The organism is Leclercia adecarboxylata, assembly GCF_006874705.1.
Taxonomy (GTDB): domain Bacteria; phylum Pseudomonadota; class Gammaproteobacteria; order Enterobacterales; family Enterobacteriaceae; genus Enterobacter; species Enterobacter adecarboxylatus_C.
The window spans coordinates 3,627,603-3,645,320 of sequence record NZ_CP035382.1; the positions used below are offsets into that span (position 1 = coordinate 3,627,603).

At 55.8% G+C, this 17,718-nt stretch carries 16 protein-coding genes; 13 read left to right on the plus strand and 3 right to left on the minus strand.

The genetic code is table 11. The features are described from left to right. The first annotated feature begins 71 nt into the window (after positions 1-71). A complete protein-coding gene (gene flgK, locus ES815_RS18240) occupies positions 72-1,718 on the plus strand; it encodes a flagellar hook-associated protein FlgK (RefSeq protein WP_142489070.1) in 1,647 nt (548 codons plus the stop codon). Between the two features lie 14 nt (positions 1,719-1,732). Then, on the plus strand, positions 1,733-2,686 hold the full coding sequence (gene flgL, locus ES815_RS18245) for a flagellar hook-associated protein FlgL (RefSeq protein ID WP_142489071.1): 954 nt from the start codon (positions 1,733-1,735) through the stop codon (positions 2,684-2,686). An 80-nt stretch (positions 2,687-2,766) separates the two neighbouring features. Here flgL and ES815_RS18250 read toward each other — a convergent pair whose 3' ends face one another. Continuing rightward, positions 2,767-3,981, minus strand: a complete 1,215-nt coding sequence (locus tag ES815_RS18250; protein WP_142489072.1) for an MFS transporter — start codon at positions 3,979-3,981, stop codon at positions 2,767-2,769. Between the two features lie 109 nt (positions 3,982-4,090). On the opposite strand from ES815_RS18250, the gene ES815_RS18255 reads away from it, so the two are divergent. Then, positions 4,091-5,029 (plus strand): LysR family transcriptional regulator, encoded by a 939-nt coding sequence (locus ES815_RS18255; protein ID WP_142489073.1) that lies wholly within the window; start codon positions 4,091-4,093, stop codon positions 5,027-5,029. A 40-nt stretch (positions 5,030-5,069) separates the two neighbouring features. On the opposite strand, the gene rne is transcribed toward ES815_RS18255, so the two are convergent. Beyond that, positions 5,070-8,243 (minus strand): ribonuclease E, encoded by a 3,174-nt coding sequence (gene rne, locus ES815_RS18260; RefSeq protein ID WP_142489074.1) that lies wholly within the window; start codon positions 8,241-8,243, stop codon positions 5,070-5,072. A 571-nt stretch (positions 8,244-8,814) separates the two neighbouring features. Between rne and rluC the strand changes: the two genes are divergently transcribed. Continuing rightward, on the plus strand, positions 8,815-9,762 hold the full coding sequence (gene rluC, locus ES815_RS18265; RefSeq protein WP_142489075.1) for a 23S rRNA pseudouridine(955/2504/2580) synthase RluC: 948 nt from the start codon (positions 8,815-8,817) through the stop codon (positions 9,760-9,762). Positions 9,763-9,836: 74 nt separating this feature from the next. On the opposite strand, the gene ES815_RS18270 is transcribed toward rluC, so the two are convergent. After that, entirely contained in the window at positions 9,837-10,421 is a 585-nt protein-coding gene (locus tag ES815_RS18270) for a Maf family protein (protein ID WP_142489076.1), read from the minus strand. Positions 10,422-10,562: 141 nt separating this feature from the next. Here ES815_RS18270 and yceD point away from each other — a divergent pair, with 141 nt between their 5' ends. The 9 genes from yceD (at position 10,563) to pabC (ending at position 17,717) form a co-directional block, all read left to right on the plus strand. Then, on the plus strand, positions 10,563-11,084 hold the full coding sequence (gene yceD / locus ES815_RS18275; RefSeq protein WP_142489077.1) for a 23S rRNA accumulation protein YceD: 522 nt from the start codon (positions 10,563-10,565) through the stop codon (positions 11,082-11,084). A 16-nt stretch (positions 11,085-11,100) separates the two neighbouring features. Next, complete coding sequence (gene rpmF, locus ES815_RS18280) at positions 11,101-11,274, plus strand: 50S ribosomal protein L32 (protein ID WP_003857964.1); 174 nt, start codon at positions 11,101-11,103, stop codon at positions 11,272-11,274. A 79-nt stretch (positions 11,275-11,353) separates the two neighbouring features. Next, the gene (plsX, locus tag ES815_RS18285; RefSeq protein ID WP_221888527.1) at positions 11,354-12,388 is read left to right on the plus strand and encodes a phosphate acyltransferase PlsX; all 1,035 of its coding nucleotides are present in this window, start codon (positions 11,354-11,356) and stop codon (positions 12,386-12,388) included. A gap of 6 nt (positions 12,389-12,394) precedes the next feature. Beyond that, positions 12,395-13,348: a beta-ketoacyl-ACP synthase III gene (locus ES815_RS18290; protein ID WP_142489079.1), complete on the plus strand. Its 954-nt coding sequence runs from the start codon at positions 12,395-12,397 to the stop codon at positions 13,346-13,348. Positions 13,349-13,363: 15 nt separating this feature from the next. Next, positions 13,364-14,293 (plus strand): ACP S-malonyltransferase, encoded by a 930-nt coding sequence (gene fabD, locus ES815_RS18295; RefSeq protein WP_142489080.1) that lies wholly within the window; start codon positions 13,364-13,366, stop codon positions 14,291-14,293. A 13-nt stretch (positions 14,294-14,306) separates the two neighbouring features. Then, on the plus strand, positions 14,307-15,041 hold the full coding sequence (fabG, locus tag ES815_RS18300) for a 3-oxoacyl-ACP reductase FabG (RefSeq protein WP_032617552.1): 735 nt from the start codon (positions 14,307-14,309) through the stop codon (positions 15,039-15,041). A gap of 154 nt (positions 15,042-15,195) precedes the next feature. Continuing rightward, on the plus strand, positions 15,196-15,432 hold the full coding sequence (gene acpP / locus ES815_RS18305; protein WP_003857954.1) for an acyl carrier protein: 237 nt from the start codon (positions 15,196-15,198) through the stop codon (positions 15,430-15,432). 91 nt (positions 15,433-15,523) lie between these two features. Further along, the gene (gene fabF, locus ES815_RS18310; protein ID WP_142489081.1) at positions 15,524-16,765 is read left to right on the plus strand and encodes a beta-ketoacyl-ACP synthase II; all 1,242 of its coding nucleotides are present in this window, start codon (positions 15,524-15,526) and stop codon (positions 16,763-16,765) included. 142 nt (positions 16,766-16,907) lie between these two features. Next, a complete protein-coding gene (pabC, locus tag ES815_RS18315; RefSeq protein WP_142489082.1) occupies positions 16,908-17,717 on the plus strand; it encodes an aminodeoxychorismate lyase in 810 nt (269 codons plus the stop codon). The last annotated feature ends 1 nt before the right edge of the window (position 17,718 follow it).

The window sequence follows — 17,718 nt, forward strand, 5'->3', positions numbered from 1 at the left end:
TCTCAAGTCCGGCTGGGGTCTGCCGATAATCTCCAGCAGGACTCGTGTCTGAAAGTATAAAAGGAACCCCCATGTCCAGTTTGATCAACAGCGCCATGAGTGGCCTCAGCGCGGCACAGGCTGCGCTGAATACCGCCAGTAATAACATTTCAAGCTACAACGTGGCGGGCTATACCCGTCAGACCACGGTGCTGAGCGCCTCAAACAGCACCCTGACCGGCGGTGGTTGGGTTGGCAACGGCGTGTATGTCTCCGGGGTACAGCGCGAATATGATTCATTCATCACCAACCAGCTGCGCGCCGCACAGAACCAGAGCAGCGCCCTGACTACCCGTTACCAGCAGATGTCCAAAATTGACGACATTCTGTCCGGCAGCACCAACAGCCTCGCCACCACCCTGCAGGACTTCTTCAGCAGCCTGCAGACCCTGGTCAGCAATGCCGAAGATCCGGCTGCGCGCCAGACGGTGCTGGGCAAGGCCGATGGCCTGGTGAACCAGTTCAAGGTGAACGATCAGTACCTGCGCGATCAGGATAAGCAGATCAATACCGCGATTGGCACCAGCGTTGATCAGATCAACAACTACGCTAAGCAGATTGCCAACCTGAATGACCAGATTTCCCGCCTGACCGGCGTGGGTGCCGGGGCCTCCCCGAACAACCTGCTCGATCAGCGTGACCAGCTGGTCAGCGAGCTGAACCAGATCGTGGGGGTTGAAGTCGCAGTCCAGGACAGCGGCACCTATAACGTCTCCTTCGGCAATGGCTACAACCTGGTCCAGGGCAGTACCGCCAATCAGCTGGCGGCCGTAAAGTCCAGCGCCGATCCGTCCCGTACCACGGTGGCGTTTGTTGACGGCACCTCAGGCCCGGTCGAGATCCCGGAAAAACTGATGACCAGCGGCTCGCTGGGCGGAATGTTGACCTTCCGTACCGAAGAACTCGACGCTGCCCGCAACACCCTTAACCAGCTGGCGCTCTCTTTTGCTAACGCGATGAACACCCAGCACCAGAAGGGCTTTGATCCTGAAGGCAAAGAGGGCGGCGAATTATTTGATATCGGTGCCCCGGCGGTGCTGGGCAACACCAAAAATACCGGTTCGGCCTCCGTCACCGCGAAGGTCAACGTTGCAGACAGCGCCAAAGTACAGGCCACCGACTACAAGATGGAGTTTGACGGCAGCAGCTGGAAGATCACCCGCCTCTCGGATAAAACCACGGTCACCGCCACCAATGACGGTAAGGGGAACCTCTCCTTCGATGGCCTGACGGTCAACGTATCGGGTGCGGCAAAAAATAAAGACAGCTTTGTTATCAAGCCCGTCGTTAACGCCATTGTGAATATGGACGTGGCGATCAGCGATGAGTCAAAACTGGCTCTCGCTTCTGACGCTGAAGGTGGCGAAAGTGATAACCGCAACGGGCAGGCGCTGCTGGATCTGCAAAGCAGCAAAGTGGTCGGCGGCAACAAAACCTTTAACGACTCCTATGCCTCTCTGGTCAGTACCGTTGGCAGCAAAACCGCGACGCTGAAAACCAGCAGCACCACCCAGGCAAACGTGGCGACGCAGCTAAGCAACCAACAGCAGTCGATCTCCGGGGTTAACCTCGATGAAGAGTATGGCAACCTGCAGCGTTTCCAGCAGTACTACCTGGCTAATGCCCAGGTGCTGCAAACTGCCAGCACGCTTTTCGACGCGTTAATTAATATCCGCTAAGGCCGAGGTCAACGATGCGTATCAGTACCCAGATGATGTATGAGCAGAACATGCGTGGGGTTACCGAATCCCAGAGCAAGTGGCTGAGTTATGGTGAGCAGATGTCCACCGGCAAACGTGTTAACCGTCCTTCAGACGATCCGATCGCCGCGTCGCAGGCCGTGGTATTGTCCCAGGCGCAGGCGCAGAACAGCCAGTACACCCTGGCCCGCTCTTTCGCCACGCAGAAAGTGTCGCTGGAAGAGAATATTTTGGGTCAGGTGACCACGGCGTTGCAGTCGGCGCAGGAAAAGATTGTCTATGCCGGTAACGGCACGCTAAGTGACAGCGATCGCAACTCGCTCGCTACCGATCTGCAGGGTATCCGCGATCAGCTGATGAACCTGGCAAACAGTACCGATGGCAACGGACGTTATATTTTTGCCGGTTATAAAACTGACGCGGTTGCGTTCGATCAGGCTACCGGGACCTATTCAGGCGGTTCAACGCCAATCAGCCAGCAGGTTGATTCTGCACGTACCATGCAGATTAGCCATACCGGCAGCGAAGTGTTTGAATCCTTTACCAGCAATGCGGCGCCAGAACCTGCTGGTAGCACGGCAGAAAAGAATCTGTTTAAAATTTTTGATAACGCGATTGCAGCGCTGAAAGTGCCCGTGGAAGGCGATCAGACGAAGGCTGACCAGTTTGCTGCTGATATTGATAAGGCAAACCGCGGCTTACGTAATTCGCTGGATAACGTGCTGACCGTGCGTGCCGATCTGGGGACCAAACTGAAGGAGCTGGAGTCGCTCGATACGCTGGGGAGTGACCGTGCTTTAGGTCAATCAACCCAGATGAGTAATCTGGTGGAAGTAGACTGGAACTCAGCGATTTCATCCTACACCATGCAGCAGGCTGCGCTTCAGGCGTCCTATAAAGCGTTCAGCGATATGCAGGGTATGTCTCTGTTCCAGCTTAATAAATAACTGACTTGACCTTTGGACATGACTTGAAACTGGTTATGTTCTGTATGCCCAACCCGTTTTCGCGGATTGGGCTTTTTTTTTCAGGAATTCTGCATTACTGAGGTTTGGGTACGTGCGCTTTCGGTGAGACGAATAACGAGCGCCACGCCTGCCGTCACCGTCGCAAGAGCAATCACGCCCGGCCAGCCTGCCATCGTATACAGCTGACTACCCAGCGCTGAACCCAGCGCCATCCCGATAAACACGCCGGTGAAGAGCAGGGCATTGAGGCGGCCACGTGCCTGCGGCTCCAGACCATAAACCAGATTCTGGTGAGCGACCAGGCTTGACTGCAGGCCGAGATCAAAGCCCACCGCGGAGACCGCAATCAGGACTAACTGGCCCTGTACGCCGAGAGCGGGCATCAGGAACATCAGGGCGAAAGAAACGGTCACCAGCGCGGCACCGAGCTGGGTGACTTTACCGGCACCGAGTTTGTCGGCCAGACCACCTGCAAGCGGGGCGGCCAGGGCACCTGCAGCACCAGCAATGCCGTATCCTCCGGCAACTGCGCTGCCAAGCCCATAGTGTTCCATCAGCATTACCGCCAGCGTAGACCAGAAGGCGCTAAAGGCGATGGAGAGGAAGCCCTGAGCCAGGGCGGCACGGCGCAGAGCCGGGTAGCGACGCCACAGGTGCGCCATGGAACGCATCAGCTCCGGATAACGCAGGTTCGAAGGAACCGCGAAGCGGGGCAGAATCAGCCACATGACTGCGGCAAGGACCGCAATGCTACCTGCCGCCAGCTGATACATCACACGCCAGCCGAAGGCTTCACCCACCACGCCGCTTACCGTACGGGAGAGGAGGATCCCCAGCAACAGGCCGGTCATGACCGTCCCGACGGTTTTCCCCTGTTTGCCTGCCGGGGCAAGAATAGCCGCCGCCGGAACGATATCCTGCGCCATGGTGGCCGCCATCCCAATCAGCAGACTGACCAACAGCAGGGAGTGAATCTGCCCCGTCAGGCTACAGGCCAGCAGCAGCCCCGCCAGGGCGATACTTTTTACCACTATCAGGGTGCGACGGTCATAGCGATCGCCTAGCGGCAGGAGGAACAGGATCCCCAGCGCATAGCCTGCCTGGGTGAGCGTTGGCACCATCCCCATCCCTTCAATGCTGAGATGCAGGTCGGTACCCATCAGCGGCAGCAGCGGCTGGGCATAATAGATGGAGGCGACGCTAAATCCTGCGCCAATGGCGAGGATAAAAATGACCCAACGGCTGACGGCTGGGGTTAGGGTGCTGGTGTTCATATGCAGTTCCTCATTTCGGGTGTGTCGCTATTCTTTACCAGCCCTGCTTGCGGTGGTAGCGGGCGCAGTGTTAAAACACTTATACGTGTAACGTATAACCGGATAAATCATGAAACGTTCAGAGCGTATAGACAGGGTCGAGCTGATGCGAACCTTCGTGCGCATTATCGAGACAGGCTCCCTCTCCGCCGCTGCCGTGCAGATGGCAACCACCCAAGCCACCGTGAGTCGCCGCCTGCAATCGCTTGAGACGCTGCTCGGCGTGCGTCTGATCCTGCGCACCACCCATGCCATGAAGCTGACCGATGACGGGGAACGTTGCTATCAGCATGCCCGAAAGGTGATCGATAGCTGGCATGCGCTGGAAGATGAAGTCGGGCAGACGGAAGATGAACCGGTAGGCGTGCTTCGCGTTCGCGCCCCCCATGCCTTCGGGCAGGAGCAGCTGCTGGAGCCGTTAACGGCGTTTCTGCTGCGCTATCCCCGGCTGAATGTGGAGTGGATGCTTAACGATCGCTCGGCCGATTTCCTGAGCGATAATATCGACTGCGCCATCCGGGTCGGGGCGGAGATCGATCCGGGTACGGTATCGGTGCTACTGGCCGAGGTTCCGCGCAGTATCGTTGCCTCGCCCGGACTGCTCGAACGTTATGCGCCGGTCGGGAAGCCGGAAGATCTCTCTGCGCTGCCCTGGGTGGCACTTAATACCTTTTATCGTCAGCACGTGGAGTTGTTCAGCGCGGGGGCGTCGCAACCGTTGCGGGTGGCTATTTCTCCCCGGCTCAGTACCGACAGCCTGTACGTGGCGCGTAAAAGCGCATTAACCGGACTGGGCGTTGCCGTGGTATCAAGCTGGACGGTTGAAGCCGACATCCGTGAGGGCAGGCTGGTGCATCTGCTGCCCGACTGGCAACCGGCCGCATTGCCGGTTCATCTGGTCTATCCGTGGTCACGGTACTATCCGGCACGTCTTCGCCGCTTTCTGGAGATGATGAGAGAAGTGATGCCTGAAATCGCGGGGATGCGCAGGCCTGAGCAGAAGCAATAAAAAAGCCGACCCGAAGGTCGGCTTTTGCGCTTAAGCGGGCTTATTCAGCTGGCTGTGGACGCGTGGCTGGGGCTGTGGCCTGGTGGGTGGCGCTGTGACCACCCGCAGAGCCCTTACCGTCGAAATCAAACGCCGGGCGTACCCAGTCGCTGTGACGCGGTGCTTCCGGAACATATTCCGGAGCCGGGGCGCGGGTCATTGGCGCAGTGGCGTGGTGAAGATCCGCGTTAACCTGAGCAGCTGGCGCTGGCTTCACTTCTGGCGCTTTCACTTCAGCGACTTCAGGTTCAACTTCAGCAACAGGTTCAACCTCAATTTCAACTACAGGTTGAACGTCAGTTTCCACTTCAACTTCCACTACCGGCTGTGGCTCAACGGCTTCCACGGTGATTTCAACCGGCTCGGCAGCCTTAACGTCTTCCACAACCTGTTCTGCGACAACCACGTCTTCAGGGGCGATGATTTGCGGCTGTTCGGTTACAGGCGCGGCAATCACTTCCGGATGTGAAGTTTCAACTTCAACAACCTGCGGCTCAGGGATAACGACTGCCGCAGCCTCGGTGATAACCTCATCAACGACCGGCGCTACCGGGACAACCGCTTCGACAGCAGCGTTCTGCTCGTCAAACTGCTGCTCCTGAGGGCGGGCAACCGGATAACGGATCCAGGCTTTACCGGAGGCCATTTCTGGTGACGCACAGGCGATAGCCAGCGGCATCGGTGACTGCAGCGGGTAACGCTCGTCACGATAACGGCGACGACGCTGACCGCTTACGCGCAGGTGACGCGGGGAGCGACGTGAACGACGCGGCATACCGGCGTTGTCACGGCCTTCGCTGGTCTCTTCCTGCTCAGGTGCATTTTCGATAACCGCTGGCAGATCAACCTTCGCCAGCTCGGTGCTCTGGGCCGGTTCAACCTGCGGCGCTACTGCTTTAACAGCCGCTTCTTCGGTCTGAGACTCGAAACGCACTTTCTGGTTCAGCTGACGCTGCTTACGGCGCGGCATGACCTGAACGCGTTCTTCCTGCTCGCCATCCTGCACGGTCTCTTCTTCGCGATTCAGCGCTTTAACTTCCTGCTGCGCCTGGCGCTTGTCATCATTACGACGACGGTTGCGCTCGCGGCGTGGCTGCTGCTCATCACGCTGTCTGCCTTTATCAGCCTCTTCGCTGACCGGCTGGCGAATTTCACGATCTTCCGCGTTCTGCTGCGGCTTCTCGCGACGGTTGCGGCGGTTATCGTCACGACCTTCGCGGCGTTCACGACCTTCGCGGTTGTCACGATTATCACGGCTTTCGCGATTGTCACGGCTTTCGCTGCCTTCACGACCTTCGTTATTCTCGGAACGGTTATCGCGGCGCTCGTTGCGGTCACGACGGTTGTTCTGACGCTTACGACGATCCGGTGAACGCTCCTGTTTCTCTTCTTTCTTCTCAACCGGCGCAGGCGCTGGCTGCGGCTCTTCGCCGGCAAACATCTTCTTCAGCGCGCTGAAGAAGCGGCTCAGCAGACCTGGCTGCGCAGCCGGTTGGCTCACTTCTGCTGCCGGTTTAGCTGCTGTTGGTTGGGCTACCACGCTCTCCTGCGCAGGCGCAGGTGGGGCTTCTGGCATGACAAATGCCGCCAGCGCTGGCTGCTCCGGAAGTTTACGCTCGGTGTATTCTTCTTCGGACGGCAGAGCCATCGCCTCTTCATGCAGCTTAGGCAGCATGTAGCTGATGGTGGATGTCTCTTCGCCTTTGCGCACGCGCAGCACGGAGTAGTGCGGGGTTTGCATCTGGTCGTTAGGCACGATCACGCAGCGTACGCCGCTCAGACGGGCTTCGATAGCGCTTACCGCGGCACGTTTTTCGTTCAGCAGGTAGGAGGCCACCGGCACAGGCACAATGGCGTGTACTTCTTTGGTGTTCTCTTTCAGCGCTTCTTCTTCGATAAGACGCAGGATAGAAAGCGCCAGAGATTCGTTGTCACGCACGGTGCCGGTGCCGCTACAGCGTGGGCAGACGTGGTGGCTGGATTCACCGAGGGACGGGCTCAGACGCTGACGGGACATCTCCAGCAGACCAAAACGGGAGATATGGCTGATCTGGATACGCGCACGATCCTGACGCACTGCTTCACGCAGGCGGTTTTCTACCGCACGCTGGTGACGTACCGGCGTCATGTCGATGAAGTCGATAACGATCAGGCCGCCCAGGTCACGCAGACGCAGCTGACGCGCAATCTCATCGGCCGCTTCGAGGTTGGTGTTGAACGCCGTTTCTTCGATATCGCCGCCGCGGGTTGCACGCGCGGAGTTGATGTCGATAGCGGTCAGCGCCTCGGTGCTGTCGATAACGATTGAGCCACCGGAAGGCAGACGCACTTCACGCTGGAAGGCGGATTCAATCTGCGATTCGATCTGGTAGTGGCTGAACAGCGGGATTTCACCGGTGTACAGTTTGATTTTGCTGGTGAAATCCGGACGACCCAGCGCGGCAATGTGCTGGCGAGCCAGCTCAAGCACTTTCGGGTTATCAATCAGAATTTCACCGATGTCCTGACGCAGATAGTCGCGGAAGGCACGCACGATGACGTTGCTTTCCTGGTGGATCAGGAATGGAGCAGGGCGGCTTTCAGCGGCTTTCTGAATGGCTTCCCAGTGCTTCAGGCGGAAGCCGAGGTCCCACTGCAGCGCTTCGGCAGATTTGCCTACGCCTGCGGTACGAACAATCAGGCCCATGCCATCTGGCAGTTCGAGACTGGCCAGCGCTTCTTTCAGCTCGGTACGGTCGTCGCCTTCAATCCGGCGTGAGATACCACCCGCGCGCGGGTTGTTTGGCATCAGTACCAGATAGCTGCCTGCCAGACTGATAAAGGTGGTCAGCGCGGCGCCTTTATTGCCACGCTCTTCTTTATCGATCTGAACAATAACTTCCTGGCCTTCACGCAGCACATCTTTGATGTTTGGGCGGCCATGGGCGTTATAGCTGGAAGGGAAGTACTCGCGAGCGATCTCTTTCAGGGGGAGGAAACCATGACGCTCGGCACCGTAGTCAACGAATGCGGCTTCAAGGCTGGGTTCAATGCGGGTGATTTTGCCTTTGTAAATGTTCGCTTTTTTCTGTTCGTGTCCAGGACTTTCGATATCCAGATCGTACAGACGCTGCCCATCCACAAGGGCGACACGCAACTCTTCTTGTTGAGTTGCGTTGATTAACATTCTTTTCATCGTAACTTACTCATTATTCTTACATTGACGACTAAGCTGCGGGCAAGGTGACGCTTTCCGGGGTATGAACCGATGGCCTCGTGTCTATTCACGTCGCCAACCTCACGGTTGTCGCTCGCTTAAGAGGCGCAAAGTGTCGGTTGCCTGTATTTCATACGGAAATACAGCGCGATTATCAGGGGAATAGCCTGGGTAAAACTCTCCAGAGAAGATTCCATTTACCGGTAAGTACTGCAACCCGCAGCCCGCTAACTGTCTGAAAGATCAATACGTCTTACGCCATTGCTGCGTGGATGATCGGTCAGACAAAATTGGTCATTCCGTCGATATCCTTACAAAACCCGGATTTAACGCGGAAAACAGCAGCATTATTCCATTGCTAACCGGGTTATAGCAAGATGACTTTTACCAATTATCACCCGGTTACTCACAGTTTCTTCACTTCTTTCGAATGATTGGTTTAATAACCACCAAATCGATTGCGTGAACGAAACCCTGACCGGGTAAAGGTAAATATAAGCATAGAAAAATGAGTGGCGCTAATGGCTGGCGATAATTAGAATCGCCCCCCATGAAAACAGAGACTCCAGCCGTAAAAATGGTTGCCATCACCGAAGATGAAGCGGGGCAACGCATCGACAACTTTTTGCGCACCCAACTGAAGGGCGTGCCAAAGAGCATGATTTATCGCATCCTGCGTAAGGGTGAGGTGCGGGTAAATAAGAAGCGCATTAAACCTGAATACAAACTTGAAGCGGGTGATGAAGTGCGCATCCCGCCCGTGCGCGTCGCCGAACGGGAAGAGGAAGCGGTGTCGCCGCATCTGAATAAAGTCGCCGCGCTGACGAATGTGATTTTATATGAAGACGATCATATTCTGGTGCTCAACAAACCCTCAGGTACAGCCGTACACGGCGGCAGCGGGTTGAGCTTCGGCGTGATTGAAGGTTTGCGCGCGCTGCGCCCGGAAGCCCGCTTCCTTGAGCTGGTTCATCGCCTTGACCGCGACACCTCCGGCGTACTGCTGGTCGCCAAAAAGCGTTCCGCGCTGCGTTCGCTGCATGAGCAGCTGCGTGAGAAAGGGATGCAAAAGGATTATCTGGCGCTGGTGCGCGGACAGTGGCAATCCCATGTCAAAGTGGTGCAGGCGCCGCTGCTGAAAAACATTCTGCAAAGCGGTGAGCGTATCGTTCGCGTGAGTCAGGAAGGCAAACCGTCTGAAACCCGGTTCAAGGTGGAAGAGCGTTATGAATTTGCCACCCTCGTGCGCTGCAGCCCGGTGACCGGACGTACCCACCAGATCCGCGTTCATACACAGCATGCTGGTCATCCAATAGCCTTCGACGATCGCTATGGCGACCGTGAGTTCGATAAGCAGCTGGCCGGTACAGGCTTGTCCCGTCTGTTCCTCCATGCCGCCGCGCTGAAGTTTACCCACCCGGGTACCGGCGAGGTGATGCGTATCGAAGCCCCGCTGGATGAGCAGCTGAAGCGCTGTCTGAAAGTTCTGCGCGGGTAGTTGCCCGGCGGCGCTGCGCTTGCACGGGCCTACGGTCTTGTAGGCCGGGTAAGCGTAGCGCCACCCGGCATAAATTACGCCATCAACGGGTTGTAATGCTCCCGGCGCAGCATCTGGCACAGCGCAATCAGCGGTAATCCCACCAGCGTGTTCGGGTCGCGCCCGTCCAGCCTGTCAAACAATGCAATTCCCAGCCCCTCGCTTTTAAAGCTGCCCGCGCAGTTTAGCGGCCGCTCTTTTCGCACGTAGTCGTCAATTTCCTGTTCGCTGAGATGGCGGAAGTGCACGTCAAAGGGCTCGCATTCCGTCTGTAAATGGCCCGTAGACGAATTATAAAGGGCCAGGCCGGTGTAGAAGGTGACAATACTGCCGCGCGCTTTCAGCAGCTGCTGGCGGGCGTTCTCTTCGGTGTGCGGTTTACCGGTAATCATTCCATCCAGGACGCAAACCTGATCGGAACCTATAATTAAATGGTCAGGAAATCGCGCTGCCAGACTTTTCGCCTTTTCCTGAGCCAGACGGACCACCAGATGGCGTGGCGATTCACCGGGCTGTGGGGTCTCATCCACGTTCGGCGCGGCGCATTCGAAGGGGACGCCCAGCTTTTCCAGCAACACGCGGCGGTAGGGTGATGTGGAGGCGAGAATGAGATTTGGCATATTTTTTTCACCAGATATAGCGTATCGATGCCAGCCATTTTAAACTATGGGCCGCAATGTGTGCGAATAAATGGCAAAAGGCAGCCTGAGGTTGCCTTTTTCTTTGACTCTATGACGTTACAAAGTTAATATGCGCGCCCTATGCAAAAGGTAAAATTACCCCTGACTCTTGATCCGGTTCGTACGGCTCAAAAACGCCTTGATTACGAAGGTATCTATACTCGTGATCAGGCTGAGCGTGTCGCCGAATCCGTAGTCAGTGTGGACAGTGATGTGGAATGCTCCATGTCGTTTGAGATCGATCCCCAGCGCCTTGCCGTTATTACCGGTGATGCAAAGGTGTCGGTCACGCTCGAATGTCAGCGTTGCGGGAAACCGTTCCCACTTCATGTTCACACAACATATTGTTTTAGTCCGGTTCGTTCAGACGAACAGGCTGAAGCACTCCCGGAAGCGTATGAGCCGATTGAGGTTAACGAATTCGGTGAAATCGATCTGCTGGCGCTGGTTGAAGATGAAATCATCCTCACCTTGCCTGTAGTTCCGGTGCATGATTCTGAACACTGTGAAGTGTCCGAGGCGGACATGGTCTTTGGGGAACTGCCTGATGAAGCGCAAAAACCAAACCCATTTGCCGTATTAGCCAGTTTAAAGCGTAAGTAATTAAGGAGTAAGGTCCATGGCCGTACAACAGAATAAACCAACCCGTTCCAAACGTGGCATGCGTCGTTCCCATGACGCGCTGACTGCAGTTACCAGCCTGTCTGTAGACAAGACTTCTGGTGAGAAACACCTGCGTCACCACATCACTGCTGACGGTTTCTACCGCGGCCGCAAGGTTATCACTAAGTAATCACGCGTTTGCGTGATTAGGCTTAGTGAGGGTTTCCCCGTGCAAACGGGGATATACCGAACCAGGCTGCGACGATACCTTGACACGTCTAACCCTGGCGTTAGATGTCATGGGGGGAGATTTTGGCCCTTCCGTGACAGTGCCTGCAGCATTGCAGGCACTGAACTCTAATTCGCAACTCACTCTCCTTTTAGTCGGCAATCCCGACGCTATCACGCCATTACTTGCAAAAGCTGACTTCGAACAACGTTCACGTCTGCAGATTATTCCTGCCCAGTCAGTTATTGCCAGTGATGTCCGGGCCTCACAGGCGATCCGCAGCAGTCGCGGAAGCTCAATGCGCATCGCGCTGGAGCTGGTGAAAGAAGGGCGCGCGCAGGCGTGCGTCAGCGCCGGCAATACCGGCGCGCTGATGGGGCTGGCAAAATTACTGCTTAAACCCCTTGAGGGTATTGAGCGCCCGGCGCTGGTGACCGTATTGCCCCACCAGCAAAAGGGCAAAACGGTGGTGCTGGATTTAGGTGCCAACGTCGATTGCGACAGTGTTATGCTGGCGCAGTTTGCCGTAATGGGCTCGGTGCTGGCAGAGGAAGTCGTGGGGATCTCTCATCCCCGCGTGGCTTTGCTGAATATAGGTGAGGAAGAGACCAAAGGTCTCGACAGCATCCGCGAGGCGGCCGAGCGGCTAAAAAATGAGCCATCCATCAACTATATTGGATATCTCGAAGCCAACGAATTATTGACCGGAAAAACGGATGTACTGGTATGTGACGGGTTTACAGGAAACGTTACATTAAAAACCATGGAAGGGGTGGTGAGAATGTTTCTTTCTCTGCTTAAATCGCAGGGAGAGGGGAAAAAACGGTCATGGTGGCTGATTTTATTAAAGCGTTGGTTACAAAAGAGCCTGGCGCGGCGATTCAGTCACCTCAACCCCGACCAGTATAATGGCGCCTGTCTGTTAGGATTGCGCGGCATTGTGATTAAGAGTCACGGTGCGGCCAATCAGCGAGCGTTTGCCGTCGCGATTGAACAGGCAGTGCAGGCGGTGCAGCGACAAGTCCCACAGCGGATTGCCGCTCGCCTGGGATCTGTATTAGCAAAAAGTGACTGAGCGTACATGTATACGAAGATTTTAGGTACCGGCAGCTATCTGCCAAAGCAAGTGCGAACCAACGCCGATCTGGAAAAAATGGTAGATACGTCTGACGAGTGGATCGTCACCCGTACAGGTATCCGCGAACGTCGTATTGCCGCGCCAGATGAAACAGTTTCTACCATGGGCTATGAAGCCGCCCAGCGCGCGCTGGAGATGGCGGGTGTCGATAAAGACGACGTCGGCCTGATTATCGTTGCCACTACGTCTGCCACGCATGCTTTCCCAAGCGCAGCGTGCCAGGTTCAGAACATGCTGGGCATTAAAGGTTGCCCGGCGTTCGACGTTGCCGCTGCCTGCGCAGGCTTTACCTATGCGTTGAGCATCGCCGATCAATACGTGAAATCCGGTGCCGTGAAGCATGCGCTGGTGATCGGTGCTGACGTGCTGGCGCGTACCTGCGATCCAGCCGATCGCGGAACGATCATTATTTTTGGTGATGGTGCAGGAGCTGTCCTGTTAGGACAATCTGAAGAGCCAGGCATCATCTCAACGCATTTGCATGCGGACGGTAGCTACGGCGAACTGTTGACGCTGCCAAACGCCGATCGTGTTAATCCGGACAATGCCATCTACCTGACCATGGCCGGCAACGAAGTTTTCAAGGTGGCGGTAACAGAGCTGGCGCATATCGTTGACGAGACGCTGGAAGCAAACAATCTGGAGCGTTCCGCCCTCGACTGGCTGGTGCCGCATCAGGCGAACCTGCGTATTATCAGCGCCACGGCGAAGAAACTTGGCATGTCGATGGATAACGTTGTGGTGACCCTGGATCGTCATGGCAATACGTCTGCAGCATCAGTGCCCTGCGCGTTTGACGAAGCGGTACGCGATGGACGAATTCAACGAGGCCAACTGGTCTTGCTCGAAGCCTTCGGGGGCGGTTTCACCTGGGGTTCTGCGCTGGTTCGTTTCTAGTATAAGGATAAAAAAATGACGCAATTTGCTTTTGTGTTCCCCGGTCAGGGTTCTCAGGCCGTTGGAATGTTGTCCGGCTTAGCGGAGCAGTATCCGGTCATCGAAGAGACCTTCCGTGAAGCGTCGGATGCCCTGGGCTACGATCTTTGGGCGCTGACCCAGCAAGGGCCAGCCGAAGAGCTGAATAAAACCTGGCAGACCCAGCCTGCACTGCTGACCGCATCGGTCGCATTGTGGCGCGTATGGCAACAGCAGGGCGGCAAAGCGCCAGCGCTGCTGGCCGGTCACAGCCTGGGTGAATATTCTGCGCTGGTATGCGCAGGGGTGATTGCGTTTGCTGATGCCGTGCGTCTGGTTGAAATGCGCGGCAAATTTATGCAGGAAGCGGTGCCGGAAGGTACGGGCGGCATGTCGGCCATTATTGGTCTGGATGATGCTTCCATTGCCAAAGCCTGTGAAGAATCGGCAGAAGGCCAGGTGGTTTCTCCGGTTAACTTCAACTCGCCGGGCCAGGTGGTTATCGCCGGTCATAAAGAAGCGGTTGAACGTGCAGGCGCAGCCTGTAAAGCTGCGGGTGCCAAACGTGCGCTGCCGCTGCCGGTGAGCGTACCGTCGCACTGCGCGCTGATGAAGCCTGCTGCCGAGAAGCTGGCGGTCGAGCTGGAAAAAATCACCTTCAACGCGCCGACCATTGCGGTGGTGAATAACGTTGATGTGCAGTGCGAAACCGCGCCAGAAGCCATCCGCCATGCGCTGGTTCGCCAGCTGTACAGCCCGGTTCAATGGACCAAAACGGTTGAGTTTATGGCATCCCAGGGCGTTGAACACCTGTATGAAGTCGGCCCGGGTAAAGTTCTTACCGGTCTGACCAAACGTATTGTTGATACCCTGACCGCATCGGCCATTAATGAGCCAGAAGCACTGTCAGCGGCACTCGCGCAGTAAGAAGAGGAATACCATGAGTTTTGAAGGAAAAATCGCACTGGTCACTGGTGCAAGCCGCGGTATTGGCCGTGCTATCGCTGAGACCCTCGTCGCGCGCGGCGCGAAAGTGATCGGCACCGCGACCAGCGAAAGCGGCGCGCAGGCGATCAGCGAGTACCTGGGTGCGAACGGTAAAGGTCTGATGTTGAATGTGACCGATCCTGCATCTATCGAATCTGTTCTGGGAAATATTCGCGCAGAATTTGGCGAAGTGGATATTCTGGTCAATAATGCCGGAATCACTCGCGACAACTTACTGATGCGAATGAAAGATGATGAGTGGAGCGATATTCTCGAAACCAACCTGTCATCTGTGTTCCGTCTGTCAAAAGCGGTAATGCGAGCTATGATGAAGAAGCGTCATGGGCGTATTATCACTATCGGTTCTGTGGTTGGTACCATGGGAAATGCTGGTCAGGCTAACTACGCTGCGGCGAAAGCAGGTCTGATCGGTTTCAGTAAGTCGCTGGCACGCGAAGTTGCGTCCCGCGGAATTACTGTAAACGTTGTTGCTCCGGGCTTTATTGAAACGGACATGACGCGTGCGCTGACCGATGAGCAGCGTGCGGGTACGCTGGCGGCAGTTCCGGCGGGTCGTTTAGGCGACCCTAAAGAAATCGCCAGCGCGGTTGCATTTTTAGCCTCTGACGAAGCGAGTTACATCACTGGTGAAACTCTCCACGTCAACGGCGGAATGTACATGGTTTAATCACGTTAGAAAATATTTGCGTTATTAGGGTGAATGGCCTCAAAATAACGTAAAATCGTGGTAAGACCTGCCGGGATTTAGTTGCAAATTTTTCAACATTTTATACACTACGAAAACCATCGCGAAAGCGAGTTTTGATAGGAAATTTAAGAGTATGAGCACTATCGAAGAACGCGTTAAGAAAATTATTGGCGAACAGCTGGGCGTTAAGCAGGAAGAAGTTGTGAACTCCGCTTCCTTCGTTGAAGACCTGGGCGCAGATTCTCTTGACACCGTTGAGCTGGTAATGGCTCTGGAAGAAGAGTTTGATACTGAGATTCCGGACGAAGAAGCTGAGAAAATCACCACCGTTCAGGCTGCCATTGATTACATCAACGGTCACCAGGCGTAAGTGAGCATCTCCAGGCGGTCATTCGACCGCCTGTGTTTTTTCTTTTGTAGTCCCTCGATTTTCTTTTTTTATCCCTCCCTGGAGGACAAGCGTGTCTAAGCGTCGTGTAGTTGTGACCGGACTTGGCATGTTATCTCCTGTCGGCAATACCGTAGAGTCTACCTGGAACGCTCTCCTTGCCGGTCAGAGTGGCATCAGCCTAATCGACCATTTCGATACTAGCGCCTATGCAACGAAATTTGCTGGCTTAGTAAAGGATTTTAACTGTGAAGAGATCATCTCGCGCAAAGAACAGCGCAAGATGGATGCCTTCATTCAATATGGAATTGTCGCTGGCGTTCAGGCCATGCAGGATTCTGGCCTTGAAATTACGGAAGAGAACGCAACCCGTATTGGCGCCGCTATTGGCTCCGGGATTGGCGGTCTTGGCCTGATCGAGGAAAACCATACCTCTCTGGTAAATGGTGGTCCACGTAAAATTAGCCCGTTCTTCGTTCCGTCAACGATTGTTAACATGGTGGCAGGTCACCTGACCATCATGTTTGGCCTGCGTGGCCCAAGCATCTCGATTGCCACTGCCTGTACGTCCGGTGTGCATAACATCGGCCAGGCGGCGCGTATTATCGCCTATGGCGATGCCGATGCGATGGTTGCAGGCGGTGCAGAAAAAGCCAGCACCCCACTGGGTGTGGGTGGCTTCGGCGCAGCGCGTGCCCTGTCTACCCGCAACGATAATCCTCAGGCGGCAAGCCGTCCGTGGGATAAAGACCGTGATGGTTTCGTGCTGGGTGACGGTGCGGGTATGGTCGTGCTGGAAGAGTACGAGCATGCGAAGAAGCGCGGCGCGAAAATTTATGCTGAAATCATTGGCTTCGGCATGAGCAGCGACGCTTATCACATGACCTCTCCGCCGGAAGACGGGGCAGGTGCTGCGCTGGCAATGGTTAACGCAATCCGCGATGCGGGTATCGAACCGGGTCAGATTGGCTATGTGAATGCGCACGGTACCTCCACACCAGCAGGCGACAAAGCTGAAGCGCAGGCCGTGAAGTCTGTGTTTGGCGATGCATCCCGCCGCGTGATGGTCAGCTCCACCAAATCCATGACCGGCCACCTGTTGGGTGCGGCGGGTGCAGTAGAATCCATCTACTCCATCCTTGCGCTGCGCGATCAGGCTGTTCCGCCGACCATCAACCTGGATAACCCGGATGACGGTTGCGATCTGGACTTCGTTCCGCACGAAGCACGTCAGGTCAGCGGTCTGGAGTACACCCTGTGTAACTCCTTCGGCTTTGGTGGCACCAACGGTTCTCTGATCTTTAAAAAGGTCTGAGGCCGACAGCCGGGGCGGTTTAACGCCTTCCCGGCACATTGATAAAAAAGGTCCGCTTGTCGGGCCTTTTTTATTCGGTTTTATTCCCTTGTCCGCGGCCCGCCTTCCTGCCAGACTATTCGACCATTTAAAAGGAGCCATCATGTTCTTGATCAATGGCATACCCCAGGAAACGCTGCCAGCGAGCGACAGGGCTATTCAGTTTGGTGACGGCTGCTTCACGACGGCACGCATTGCTGCGGGCCAGGTCTGTCTGCTGGATGCCCATCTGCAACGGTTGCAGAAAGCCTGTGAAAAACTGCTCATTCCTTTTGTTGAGTGGGCAGAATTACAGCTTGAAATGACTGAACTCGCCCGGGGGAACGATCGTGGCGTGCTGAAGGTCATTATCAGCCGGGGAAGCGGCGGCAGGGGATACAGCCCGGCGAACTGCCTGCACCCGGTTCGACTCCTCTCGGTGTCGGCGTATCCCGCCCACTATGATAGCTGGCGTAGCGAAGGCATTGTCCTGACCTTAAGCCCGGTGCGGCTGGGACGTAACCCGCAGCTGGCCGGGATAAAACACCTTAACCGTCTTGAACAGGTGCTGATCCGCACCCATCTCGAACAGACCAGTGCCGACGAGGCGCTGGTTCTTGACAGCGAAGGGTTCATTACGGAATGCTGTGCGGCGAATTTATTCTGGCGTCAGGGGAAGGAGATTTTTACCCCCCGGCTGGATCAGGCAGGCGTTAATGGCCTGATGCGCCAGTTTTGTCTGCAACAGCTGGCACACTCCGGGTATCGCGTTGTCGAAGTGTATGCCCACGAGGCTGTGCTGGCTGAGGCCGACGAGATGGTGGTCTGCAATGCGCTAATGCCCGTTGTGCCGGTTCGTCAGTATGGTTCTCAACGTTTTTTATCGCGTGAGTTGTACGCATTATTAGCCCCTCTGTGTGAGCAAACCAGATAGT

Bases quoted from the DNA above. Each gene is read 5' to 3' on its own strand.
- rne (WP_142489074.1), bottom strand. From the start codon at position 8,243: ATGAAAAGAATGTTAATCAACGCAACTCAACAAGAAGAGTTGCGTGTC.
- pabC (WP_142489082.1), top strand. From the start codon at position 16,908: ATGTTCTTGATCAATGGCATACCCCAGGAAACGCTGCCAGCGAGCGAC.
- rpmF (WP_003857964.1), top strand. From the start codon at position 11,101: ATGGCCGTACAACAGAATAAACCAACCCGTTCCAAACGTGGCATGCGT.
- flgK (WP_142489070.1), top strand. From the start codon at position 72: ATGTCCAGTTTGATCAACAGCGCCATGAGTGGCCTCAGCGCGGCACAG.
- ES815_RS18255 (WP_142489073.1), top strand. From the start codon at position 4,091: ATGAAACGTTCAGAGCGTATAGACAGGGTCGAGCTGATGCGAACCTTC.
- yceD (WP_142489077.1), top strand. From the start codon at position 10,563: ATGCAAAAGGTAAAATTACCCCTGACTCTTGATCCGGTTCGTACGGCT.
- rluC (WP_142489075.1), top strand. From the start codon at position 8,815: ATGAAAACAGAGACTCCAGCCGTAAAAATGGTTGCCATCACCGAAGAT.
- ES815_RS18270 (WP_142489076.1), bottom strand. From the start codon at position 10,421: ATGCCAAATCTCATTCTCGCCTCCACATCACCCTACCGCCGCGTGTTG.
- ES815_RS18250 (WP_142489072.1), bottom strand. From the start codon at position 3,981: ATGAACACCAGCACCCTAACCCCAGCCGTCAGCCGTTGGGTCATTTTT.
- acpP (WP_003857954.1), top strand. From the start codon at position 15,196: ATGAGCACTATCGAAGAACGCGTTAAGAAAATTATTGGCGAACAGCTG.
- flgL (WP_142489071.1), top strand. From the start codon at position 1,733: ATGCGTATCAGTACCCAGATGATGTATGAGCAGAACATGCGTGGGGTT.
- fabD (WP_142489080.1), top strand. From the start codon at position 13,364: ATGACGCAATTTGCTTTTGTGTTCCCCGGTCAGGGTTCTCAGGCCGTT.
- fabG (WP_032617552.1), top strand. From the start codon at position 14,307: ATGAGTTTTGAAGGAAAAATCGCACTGGTCACTGGTGCAAGCCGCGGT.
- ES815_RS18290 (WP_142489079.1), top strand. From the start codon at position 12,395: ATGTATACGAAGATTTTAGGTACCGGCAGCTATCTGCCAAAGCAAGTG.